The following is a 10,679-nucleotide window of genomic DNA, read 5'->3' as shown; positions in this document are numbered from 1 at the left end:
GAACTTCAGTGTCTGATCCACCGCCGCGAATCCGCGCCATGGTTATAGCTAAAGTTATGGCTAATGTTATGGTTAGGCGGCATACCCATTGGAGGAGATGCTTATCCATTAATATCAGCTCATTCGTCCGCTATTGAGCATTCGTTAAAGATAACAATGGAGTTGCAACATAAACTAGCACCATAGTCATGCTATCGGCCTCGCGATTGTCATCAAAAAGTTGCGAGATGAACAAAAAATATCGTTAATAGCCTTAGAGTTTTATCCGTTAATATTGCAAAACCCAGTCCAATTCATGGTTTAGACACACTTTATGCCACCGCCATTTGCCAGAACACCTGCAACGCCATTAAGCTTAGCGGCAACAAAAATAAAACAAGCATGAAAATGTTCGATAGCTGGCGAAAGAAAAAGTCTGATGATGCGGTCATTTCTGACATGCTGAATAAACAAAGACGTTACGATAGCCTGGTCAGGGCGCTGCATGCCGATATCTACCGCTACGCCTTCTGGCTTTGCGGCGATCGCCATATAGCCGAAGATATTACCCAGGAAACGTTTCTCCGGGCCTGGCGCTCGCTGGATTCATTGAAAGATGACAAGGCGGCCAAGGCGTGGTTAATCACTATTTTACGGCGGGAAAATGCCCGCCGCTTTGAGCGTAAGCAGTTTGATTATGCCGATATCGGCGAAGAGCATTGGCAGGATCCCGGTTCCCAGAGCCAGGAAGAACATGCCGATCACTACCTGCTCAGGCGTCAAATAGCCCAATTGGAACCCGAGTATCGGGAGCCTTTGTTATTACAGCTGATAGCCGGATTCAGTGGCGATGAAATTGCCCAATTACTGGATCTAAACCGAAATACTGTCATGACCCGCTTGTTTCGGGCCAGAAATCAGTTAAAAGAAGCACTGGAACACTCCAAGGTCAGAGGTCAATCCAATGGATGAGCTGAAGTTTCGCCGCCAGGCCTATGGCGACCCCAATAATCAGGATCCCGAGTTTCTCGAGGCCCTAAGCCAAAACGAAGACAATCAGGCGTTTGTCGCCGAACTCAAGGCACTCGATGGCAAGATAAGTCAGGCGCTCAGAATTCCTGTGGCCGAAGACCTGAGCGAAAAACTGCTGCTGAAACAACAGTTGGCCGTGCACCATCATCAACGCAAACGTACAGGCTGGATGCTGGCGATGGCCGCATCCATCGCATTTGTTGCCGGAGTCAGTTTCAGTCTCTGGCGTCAGGGACCGGTGGACTTAGGACAACACGCACTTGCCCATGTGCGCCATGAAACCATGGCCATGACCAGTAATGCCGATATCTCTTATCAAGCGATCAATGCCGAACTGGCATCACTTAAGGGATTGGGCAATGCCAGATTCAACAGCCAACCAGGACGGGTGTTTTACAGCACTTTCTGCGATTTTCAGGGAATTGAGAGTATTCACCTGGTATTGGCCGGTGAACAAGGCAAGGTAACAGTGTTTATTGTGCCCCCTGAACACAGGGTAATGCTGGCCGAAGCCTTTGCCGATAGCGAATACCGGGGAGAGGCGATAAAAACCGACTCAGCTTACCTGGTGTTGGTAGCCGAATATCCTCAAGACCTGGACGCTGTTAAAGAAGAAATAAAACAGAGCTTTATTTGAAGAATCAGGCTTTGCAGTACCAAATATGAGGCAGTATTGCCTAGTAGTTGACTCATAGGTAAGCATGAAAAGCCTTGGGGAAGGTTGGCCTTGAAAAGTTTATCGGATTAAACCGACTTAATCCTCGGTCTTAAATGCAGTTTTTTAATATAATTTTTCAGTACCTTGTCATATCCAGGATAGGAAATCGGCCACGGGCTCTTTGGCGGCATCACTACTTTGAGCCAGAAACAGCTCGCCACAAGCCAGCGCATCGGTCAGCGCGTTGTGGGCCGAGTACGGCGGCAAATGATAGCGGCTGCGACAGGCACCGAGGCGCAGACTACCGCTTGACAACACCTCCTGCTGTCGCTGCAGGCGCGTCTTTTCCAACAATAGCGTATCTATCACAGGAAGATGCAGCTTAGTACCATACGCCTGCTGACAAAGCCTGCTGAGAAAAGCGCAGTCCAACGGAGCATGATGCATCAGTAAAATGCGCCCCTGACTTTGCCGTAGCAGCCAAGGCAAGAGCTGTTCGGGCGCCAGCGCCCCCTGTTCAAGATGGCGATCCATAATGCCGTGAATCGTGGCGCTCTGACCGACACTGCCGTCAATACTCACCAATTTGTGGCGCGCGCCGCTGAGCTCCAGTCTGCCTTTGTTGATCGGCACCACACCTATGGAAAGGATCTGATCGCAACCCGGCTTAAGGCCGGTCATTTCCAGGTCCAGCGCCATCAGGGGTGCCTCTGCCACAGGCTTAGATAACACAAGGCTCAAGGCCTGATAAAAAGACTTGAGTGGCTCTCTTGCCTGCCAGCAATGCCAGGCCAGACGGGTTCTATGCAGCAAATGCATCCTAGAAACTCCGGGTAAATTTGAGTTTCAGCGCCGCCTGGGCATCATGCACCACTTTGAAGGCATCCCTGAGTTGGTGGCGCATCAGCGAAGAGAGCGCCTGCGGCATCAGAAAATTGCTTATCTTCTGGCCCTGGTCAAACTGACGCCCCTGATTGGCCAGCCGCATATGGGCAATAAATTCATGGGCATCGGCAAGATTTAGGGCATCTTTGCGGCTCAACAGCTTGCTCTCCATCAAGGCGCGGATCCGTTTGGCGGTATTAACCTCTTTAACGCCGGCGGCCAGGGCATATACCCGGGCGATATCATTGATAAGGGCGCTGCCCCTGTGTTTAAGGTCCATCCCCTTGATCTCACTGCCATCCCTGTCAAGCACGAATTTACGGAAGAACCCCAATGGCGGCGACTCACTTAAGGCGTTGCCGGTCAAGGCCGCCAGAAAGATATCGTTATCTTTGGTCTGCGCCAGCACCTTGTCCTGCAGCGCAGCAAACAGGCTGTCCGGCCCATATACGGAGCGCATATCAAAAAAGATGCTGGCATGCATCAAGGCCTTGGGCTCAGGGGTGTTAACCCAGGAGGCGAACTTCTGCTGCCAGCTTGCCAGCGACAAACACCAGTTGGGGTTTTGCGCCATGATATCCCCGGGGCAGTATACATAACCGCATTCATTGAGCCCGGCGCACACCCCCTTTGCCAAGGCCTGAAAGTAACCTCTGGCATGCTCATCCGGCTCTTCGGCCAGCAATAAACCATTGTCCTGATCCGAGCAGGCGGCCTGATCCTGCCGTCCCTGTGAGCCAAATGCCAACCAACAAAACGCCATCGGCGCCTCCCCAAGCAGCGCCTGATTGAGCTGGATAAGCCTGCGGGTAAGCGCATCGGTAACTGAGGTCAGTACCCGGCCAATCTCCTCGGCGCGGGCATCGGCGCTGATAAGATTTTGCAGCAAAAGTGGGATCTGCCGACTGACACTGATGAGGCTTTGTAAATCTTTTTGCCGTTCTATCTCGCCAATCAGCAGCAAAGGTTGGGATGCCTGACTGCGCAATATGTCTGTACTGGTGATCATCCCCACCGGCTGCCCTTGCTCCATGACCGGCAGATGGTGAATATTGTGCTCGCTCATCAGCAGCATGGCTTCAAATACCAAAGCCTGAGCCTCTATATGCACAGGCTGACCGGTCATGGCCTGAAACACGGCTTCATTGCCGGTAAGCCCCTCGGCCAGCACCCGATTACGCAGGTCCCTGTCGGTGAGTATCCCCACCAGTTTGTGATTATCCAGTACCAGTACAGACGACACCCTGTGCTTACGCATCAGCTTGGCCGCGTCTGTGATGGAAAAGCGGTGATCGACGCCAATGGGATCATGGGTCATCAGAGTGCTGATCCGGCTGGTAGTGGTCAGATCCCTGGCCCGAAAACGCCCTTGATGGCGCAACCTCTTGGCATAGGCTCGGTTAAAAAAACGATCGAAGCTGCGGCATTCCAGACGCAGAGTATCAAACAGCGCCGGCGGCACATGATAGACCAAGCCATCTTCAAGGATCAGTACCTTGTTACAACTATCTTCACCCGACAGCAGAGAGGGAAAGCCGAAATAATCGCCCTCTCCCAGGCGGTCAAGTAGTTCGTCCTCGGCATCACGTACTTCAAAGGCGCCACTGCGAACGATATAGAGCATGGGATTGGCTGAATCCAGCGGCACGGCTTTCATCGACTTGCTGTAATACCCTATGCTGATGGCGCGGCAACATTGCTCCAGCATGGGTTGCGGCAGTTCATCGAAAGGAACCGTCTGTTGCAGAAAGTTGCGAATGGGCAGCAGTTCACTCTCATCCATGGGCGGCCTTTAAAGTTGAATTGACTCATCACAGTATTGCCCACTCTGAAGAGTACTGACTATCTGGCTTTAGTCGAATATCGCCGGCTCTGAAACAGAAGGCCCGAAACAGAAAGCCCAAACCAAAGAAAAATAGCAAGGTGAGCATCCAACCCAAGCGAGATTGATAAAAAATCCCCCGGCTAAGCGGGGGATCTTCTATTTATGCGACTGCAGATCAATGATCCTGCGCCGTGCCTGCCCCTTTAGGGAAGCGAATAGACTCAACCATTTCCTGCACATGTTCAGGAACAGCGGCTGTCATCTTGGCAACGATAATCGCTACAACAAAGTTGATTATCATGCCAACCATGCCGATACCTTCCGGCGAAATACCAAACAACCAGTTATCGGCATTATTGCCAGCCGGATTGATAAACTTGAAGTAGATGATATAGCCCGCAGTAAAACCAAGCCCCATCACCATACCGGCAATGGCCCCTTCCTTGTTCATCGACTTGGAGAAAATCCCCATCACAATTGCCGGGAACAGTGACGATGCCGCCAACCCGAATGCCAAAGCCACCACTGCCGCCACAAAACCGGGTGGGTTGATCCCGAAGTAGCCTGCGATAACAACGCCTACAGCCGCCGCGGTTCGCGCATAGAACAGCTCCTTCTTGTCTGAAATGTCCGGCATTAAGTTTTTCTTCAATAAGTCATGGGATACCGAAGTTGAGATCACCAGCAACAAGCCCGCAGAAGTAGACAGCGCTGCCGCCAGACCACCGGCCGCCACCAAGGCAATCACCCAAGCCGGCAGATCGGCGATTTCAGGGGTCGCCAGCACCATGATATCGCGATCGATATCCATTTCATTATTGCTGTCGTCGGTGAGGTTACCCTTGGCATAGTACATCTTGCCGTCACCGTTCTTATCGTTCCACTTGATAAGCCCGGTACTTTCCCAGTTTTTAATCCACTGCGGCGCAGACTCATAGGCGACACCGGTAGATTCAGGGCCATTGATGGTTTCTATCATGTTTACCCGGGAGAATGCTGACAAGGCCGGCACAGTGGTATACATGATGGAAATAAATACCAGTGCCCAACCGGCGCTAATACGGGCATCTTTTACCTTGGGTACGGTAAAAAAGCGCACAATCACGTGGGGCAGACCGGCAGTCCCCACCATAAGCGCTGCCGTGATAGCAAATACATCTATGGTGCTTTTAGCGCCTTCGGTATATTCAGAGAACCCCAGCTGGGTTTGCAGGCCGTCGAGCTTTTGCAACAGATACACCCCGGTATCATTCCCGGCGGCATCTATCAGCTCAGCGCCAAAACCGATTTGCGGAATGACATGACCTGTCATCATCACAGAGATAAAGATGGCCGGAACCATAAAAGCGAAGATCAGCACACAGTATTGCGCCACCTGAGTGTAGGTGATCCCCTTCATGCCTCCGAGTACCGCGTAGAAGAACACTACTGCCATACCTATATACACCCCGGTATCGACATCCACTTCCAGGAAGCGAGAGAACACCACACCAACACCACGCATCTGTCCGGCAATATAGGTAAAACAGATGAAAATGGCACAGATCACAGCCACGACTCGAGCCGCCTGGGAGTAATAACGCTCACCAATAAAGTCAGGCACAGTAAACTTGCCGAACTTACGAAGGTAAGGTGCCATACACAAAGCCAGCAACACATAGCCGCCGGTCCAGCCCATCAGGTACACGCTGCCGTCAAACCCCACAAAGGAGACGATACCTGCCAGCGAGATAAAGGAAGCTGCCGACATCCAGTCTGCCGCCGTCGCCATCCCATTCATCACAGGGTGCACCCCACCACCTGCAACATAAAAATCTTTGGTAGAACCGGCTCTTGACCAGATGGCAATCCCGATATAAAGGGCAAACGAGAGCCCCACAATTAAAAATGTTAGTGTTTGAACATCCATCGGCCAGCTCCTTAGTCTTCGTGTACGTTATATTTTTTATCTAAGGCATTCGCTTTGGCCGCATAAACGAAAATCAGCACTACGAACACATACATGGAACCTTGCTGGGCGAACCAGAAGCCAAGCTTGAATCCCATAAAATGAATTTCATTGAGAACGTCCACCAGTAAAATCCCACAACCGTAGGAAACAGCAAACCAGATGGCCAGCAGTCCCAGTACCAAGCGCAAATTTTCGCGCCAGTACCCCTTTGCCTTGTCATTGTTTTCAAAACCCATAGCGACTCCCCTGTGGTAATAATTATTAAGTCACAGTTAATCTAGCAACCGCCGGGAGCGCTACAATCAAGACCTTAGTCTAAGCTAAAATTCACACACTATTAACAATCAAAGTAAAGCAAATACAATCATAAAGTTAAGATAAAAATCATCAGTTAAACGCTCGTTTATTTGCTACGAATTATTAGACCAATGTCGAAGTGATTTTCAGGATATTTTGATAAAAAAGCTGCTCTATTCCCCCATTTAGTGAATAGAGCAAGAGTCCAATCTCCTTAATGAAAAGTGGGCAAGATGGAGTTAGGGCTAACCAAACCCAGCCACTAACCCGTACAGAATTAACTCTAAGCATTAGAAACGAGATAAAAAAAGAGGCCTTTTGGCCTCTTGATTGTATTTAAAACAGTGTTGTATCTATGGCGCTTCCTGGTTCAGGTAGAGGATAAGCGCCGCCAGTTCCTTGGGGTCTGAACTTTTCGAGGTGATCAAATATTTGCCATTGACCAAGAGAGAAGGCACTCCCCGGATCCCGGAGAGCTGAGTTTGAGTATCATAATTGGCCAGTGCCAGCTTGCTGTCGGCCGAGCCCAAAGTCTGGTTGAGTTCTTGCTCATTGACCCCCTGCGCCAAAAAGAAGTCCTTCAACTGCTGAGGTCGTTCGAAGGCCTGATGCTTCTCATGGATCCGGTTAAAAATATTGCCGTGCACCTGATTGGTAATCCTGAATTTTTGCGCCAGATAATAGGCTTCCTGACTGAGGATCCAGGAAGGGCGCCCCGCACCGACCGGAGTGCGCTCAAAATCCAGCTTACCCTTGAGCAGTTCAGCAGTCTGCTGCATCAAGGGATCTTTGTAGTAGCAATGGGGGCAGTTATAGGAGAAAAACTCTCTGACTATACCGCTCTTTGCTTCAGGGATCCCAGGCACCTTGATATAGTCTCGCCCTTCCTGAAAATCGGCCGCACTGACACTTACACTACTGAGGGCCAGGAGTATCAAAGGTAAGACTCTAACCATTTTGGATAACAAAGACATAGGTTTTCCTCATGTTCTTTTTTAGTCACGCTTTTTATTGGCAAGCAGCAATAAGACTCTCTGCCTCGGGATAACAGTATTCAAACTCAAGCTCGCGGCAGATGAGAGAACCATCCACCCACTTACCCGTTCCATTATCAGTAGCAAATTCGGGCACCGCCAAACCGATCGCTTTGGCAGCTGCCGGATAAAACTCTTTCCTGGTTGGATGACAGGGCGTGCAAAGGTTATAGATGGCCCCGGGGTTAGCGACGGTCAATAACTGCAGGCAAGCATTTATGCAGTCATCGAGATGCACCAGATTCACCACGGCGTTTGCGCCGGGCAACCCGGTCTTCCCTGCGAGGAAGCGCCCGGGGTGGCGCCCTGGGCCGACTAAACCGGCAAAGCGAATGACAGTGACTTTGAGACCTTCACTGGCAAGCGCCAGTATCTTCCGCTCAGCCATCGCCAAGGTGCCGGAATAACTGTCCGGCGATGCATCAACAGGAGTCACCTCAGTGACTACACCTTGGGATTGAGGGTAAACCCCTGAACTACTGATAAACAACAGACGTTTGATACCGCTTACTGCAATCACTGGCAATAAACGCTCGAGAGAAGCTAGATAATCATTGTCGCCGCGCCTGAGACCGGGGGGAATATTGAGTACCAGAGCATCACAGTCATCCGGCAACGAAGGTAAAGGTGCGGGCTCAGCAAGGTTGAGGGTCACGGCATCCATCCCTTCTTTTCTTAACAGCTCCGCCCCCTCCTCGGTACGCTTACTGCCGCATACCTTAACTCCTCTGGTGACCAGTTCCCTTGCCAATGGCAAACCGAACCAACCGCAGCCCCAAACCGCAACATGTTTCATCGACCTACTCCGCTGTATACCGAGCTCAAGCATAAGACAAATGAGAATAAAAACCAGAGGTGGTTATATGAATGGCCAAAGTTTGGCCGCTCACGGCAAGAGAACGCGGGTTGCAAGCTACTCCAACGCGCTGAAATAGAAACTGATGCCAGCACCGGCCTGCAGGGTTCTTGAAGCACCTTCAGTCAGCTCTTCAGACTTGAGTACGGCTTCCACGCTAACCTCTTCGTCCATCAAAAAACGTAACTTAGGCTCGCTGCCATCGTTTTTACAAGCCCATACCTGAGGTTGGCGCACCTCCGATGTGGTCATCATCACCTTACCAACATTATTATCAGACAAGCTCACCAAGGTGCCTGGCGGGTAAATCCCCAAGACCTTCACCAGCGCCGAAATCAGCTGCTCCTGATGCTTGCCAACCCGATTCTTAAACAGATATCCCAAAGCAATTTGCGGCGAGACTATCTCTTGACGAGCCAATTGACTGTCATAATCATTGGCCAGCGCGACTATCTGAGTGGTCAATGGCAGCTTGGCCAGCTTAAGCCTATCGGGATAACCTGAGCCATCGATAAACTCATGGTGATGCTTCACAATATGCAACACCTCATTACCAAACAAGCCACTGCGTTTGAGCATGTCATAACCAAAATTGGGATGCATGGAGAGAAAGTTGCTTTCATGCTGACTCAAGGGATTGCGCTTCCGCCTGATGGCATCTGGCACCTTGAGTTTGCCGATATCATGCAGCAACGCACCCAATGCTATATCCCTCAGCTTGTCCTTGGACAACTCAAGTGAATGGCCGATCATCAAGGCCAGTACCGCAACTGATATCCCGTGCTGTGTCACGCTGGGAGCCCCTTCACCACTGGACACCAAGGCCAACTTGGGATTACCAGACTCCAATAGGTGGTCCAGCATTTGCTCAACTAAAGCAGAGGCTTCACGAATGGCGCCTTCAGGATCAGACACTAACTTACTGACTACGGTACGACAGTCATTAATGGCATTCAAAAAGCGTCCCTGACTCTTGCGTATCGCCTTGCGGGCAGAGGCTTTGGGATCCGGTTGGTTGTCCTTTGTTCGCTCTGTTGCTTGCTGCGCCTCGTTTTCCTCTTCAATCACATCATTAAGTAGGTCTTCGTCAGAGATTAAAATGACATAGGGCACCCCAAGATTACGGATCATTTCTATCTGACCGGCATCTTTGATTTCAATGCGATTGAACAAAAAAGGATGATCTGTCCAGGACAGCGGCAGTTTGACTGTGATGCCGGTTTGCAGGCGTGACAGAGGGAGATGGATCCTTTCAGCTTTGGCCACTCAAAGTTTCTCCAGAGAACAACTTGATAAAACAAGGTTTTAAAAAATGAAATCCAAGAATCTTAACTATAGACCATTGGAAACCAAACGTAAGAATGAAATGACAAATTTATGACAAAAATCGCTTGTTTGACAGTGTTTTAGTCGTTAATCCACCATACATACAATTTTCTGTTCAGATTTCATCCCAAAAGTCGCTAGTGATAACTTTTCAAGCCGAAATCTGCCAGCCACTCTCTGTTTTATATAGTAAAAATTTGTCGACCTTGCCTTATTGGATCGCTCCTTATCTCACTCCAATTTCTCCTGTTTTTGCCAGTCGTTGAGATAATGGCGCAAATGAACCGACTTAACGAGGTAGAGCAAGGACCAGAACAGCAATAAGGCATCCAACGCCAGATTCCAGCTAAACAACCAATCGTTGTGACCAAGACGCTGAATAAGCAGCACGCCGTCTATCCCTAGCAACAGCACCAACCACCCGCGAATTTGCCGAAACAGTGGGATCAATGCCTCAAATACCCGTTTACGCTCGGCCAGGATCAAACCATAGATCAACAAGGCGCCGGCGCCGGCGGCCAGAGATGATAGAAAGTCACTCTTTTCCGGATAAAACAGTCGCACCAGAGCGGCCCTGTCGCTGGCTTGGGTCAGGGATGCAACAAACACACACCAGCCGCGGGCCAGAAACAGCACTATGATGTAAAGCAGTAACGGCGGCTTAATATGGCCGTCATTGTCAAGCCAGCGCACATGTTCAAATTTAAGCAAGGACATAATCCCATCATTGTGACTCCACCCGGCAAGGCCTGGCATAGCCATGATAAAAATAACTGACCGCGTTCACCCGTATGACTGACTCTTTTTTTAAGCAGCGGGATACGCCTCTTCCATAA

10 protein-coding genes are annotated in these 10,679 nt (G+C 50.3%); 2 read left to right on the top strand and 8 right to left on the bottom strand.

Features of this window, described 5'->3' with window-relative positions; translation table 11 throughout:
* The first annotated feature begins 387 nt into the window (after positions 1 to 387).
* Together AYI96_RS00410 and AYI96_RS00405 are read left to right on the top strand one after the other, a co-directional pair.
* Complete coding sequence (locus tag AYI96_RS00410; protein WP_101094807.1) at positions 388 to 951, top strand: sigma-70 family RNA polymerase sigma factor; 564 nt, start codon at positions 388 to 390, stop codon at positions 949 to 951.
* Positions 944 to 1,648, top strand: a complete 705-nt coding sequence (locus AYI96_RS00405) for a DUF3379 domain-containing protein (RefSeq protein WP_039032824.1) — start codon at positions 944 to 946, stop codon at positions 1,646 to 1,648. Before AYI96_RS00410 ends, AYI96_RS00405 begins: the two co-directional genes overlap by 8 nt.
* Before the next feature lie 168 nt (positions 1,649 to 1,816).
* Here the strand turns inward: AYI96_RS00405 and AYI96_RS00400 are convergent, their stop codons facing one another.
* From AYI96_RS00400 to AYI96_RS00365, 8 genes are all read right to left on the bottom strand, one after another.
* Positions 1,817 to 2,488 carry an exonuclease domain-containing protein gene (locus AYI96_RS00400; protein WP_039032823.1) on the bottom strand — a complete coding sequence of 224 codons (672 nt, stop codon included), beginning with the start codon at positions 2,486 to 2,488 and terminating at the stop codon, positions 1,817 to 1,819.
* Position 2,489: 1 nt separating this feature from the next.
* Positions 2,490 to 4,337: a DUF294 nucleotidyltransferase-like domain-containing protein gene (locus AYI96_RS00395; RefSeq protein ID WP_144360760.1), complete on the bottom strand. Its 1,848-nt coding sequence runs from the start codon at positions 4,335 to 4,337 to the stop codon at positions 2,490 to 2,492.
* A 217-nt stretch (positions 4,338 to 4,554) separates the two neighbouring features.
* On the bottom strand, positions 4,555 to 6,288 hold the full coding sequence (locus AYI96_RS00390) for a sodium:solute symporter family protein (RefSeq protein WP_039032821.1): 1,734 nt from the start codon (positions 6,286 to 6,288) through the stop codon (positions 4,555 to 4,557).
* Between the two features lie 11 nt (positions 6,289 to 6,299).
* On the bottom strand, positions 6,300 to 6,566 hold the full coding sequence (locus AYI96_RS00385; RefSeq protein ID WP_039032820.1) for a DUF4212 domain-containing protein: 267 nt from the start codon (positions 6,564 to 6,566) through the stop codon (positions 6,300 to 6,302).
* A gap of 414 nt (positions 6,567 to 6,980) precedes the next feature.
* Complete coding sequence (locus AYI96_RS00380; RefSeq protein WP_039032819.1) at positions 6,981 to 7,601, bottom strand: thiol:disulfide interchange protein DsbA/DsbL; 621 nt, start codon at positions 7,599 to 7,601, stop codon at positions 6,981 to 6,983.
* A 34-nt stretch (positions 7,602 to 7,635) separates the two neighbouring features.
* A complete protein-coding gene (locus AYI96_RS00375; protein WP_186299979.1) occupies positions 7,636 to 8,457 on the bottom strand; it encodes an SDR family oxidoreductase in 822 nt (273 codons plus the stop codon).
* A gap of 117 nt (positions 8,458 to 8,574) precedes the next feature.
* Positions 8,575 to 9,783 (bottom strand): HD-GYP domain-containing protein, encoded by a 1,209-nt coding sequence (locus tag AYI96_RS00370; RefSeq protein WP_071475937.1) that lies wholly within the window; start codon positions 9,781 to 9,783, stop codon positions 8,575 to 8,577.
* 291 nt (positions 9,784 to 10,074) lie between these two features.
* On the bottom strand, positions 10,075 to 10,560 hold the full coding sequence (locus tag AYI96_RS00365; RefSeq protein WP_101094802.1) for a DUF2919 domain-containing protein: 486 nt from the start codon (positions 10,558 to 10,560) through the stop codon (positions 10,075 to 10,077).
* Positions 10,561 to 10,679: the final 119 nt, after the last annotated feature.

The organism is Shewanella sp. MSW (assembly GCF_007636515.1).
GTDB lineage: Bacteria > Pseudomonadota > Gammaproteobacteria > Enterobacterales > Shewanellaceae > Shewanella > Shewanella indica.
The sequence above is the reverse complement of the archived record's forward strand: the minus strand, read 5'-3'. Positions and strand labels throughout refer to the sequence as shown.

Bases quoted from the DNA above. Each gene is read 5' to 3' on its own strand.
- AYI96_RS00400 (WP_039032823.1), bottom strand. From the start codon at position 2,488: ATGCATTTGCTGCATAGAACCCGTCTGGCCTGGCATTGCTGGCAGGCA.
- AYI96_RS00405 (WP_039032824.1), top strand. From the start codon at position 944: ATGGATGAGCTGAAGTTTCGCCGCCAGGCCTATGGCGACCCCAATAAT.
- AYI96_RS00410 (WP_101094807.1), top strand. From the start codon at position 388: ATGTTCGATAGCTGGCGAAAGAAAAAGTCTGATGATGCGGTCATTTCT.
- AYI96_RS00390 (WP_039032821.1), bottom strand. From the start codon at position 6,288: ATGGATGTTCAAACACTAACATTTTTAATTGTGGGGCTCTCGTTTGCC.
- AYI96_RS00365 (WP_101094802.1), bottom strand. From the start codon at position 10,560: ATGTCCTTGCTTAAATTTGAACATGTGCGCTGGCTTGACAATGACGGC.
- AYI96_RS00380 (WP_039032819.1), bottom strand. From the start codon at position 7,601: ATGTCTTTGTTATCCAAAATGGTTAGAGTCTTACCTTTGATACTCCTG.
- AYI96_RS00385 (WP_039032820.1), bottom strand. From the start codon at position 6,566: ATGGGTTTTGAAAACAATGACAAGGCAAAGGGGTACTGGCGCGAAAAT.
- AYI96_RS00395 (WP_144360760.1), bottom strand. From the start codon at position 4,337: ATGGATGAGAGTGAACTGCTGCCCATTCGCAACTTTCTGCAACAGACG.
- AYI96_RS00375 (WP_186299979.1), bottom strand. From the start codon at position 8,457: ATGAAACATGTTGCGGTTTGGGGCTGCGGTTGGTTCGGTTTGCCATTG.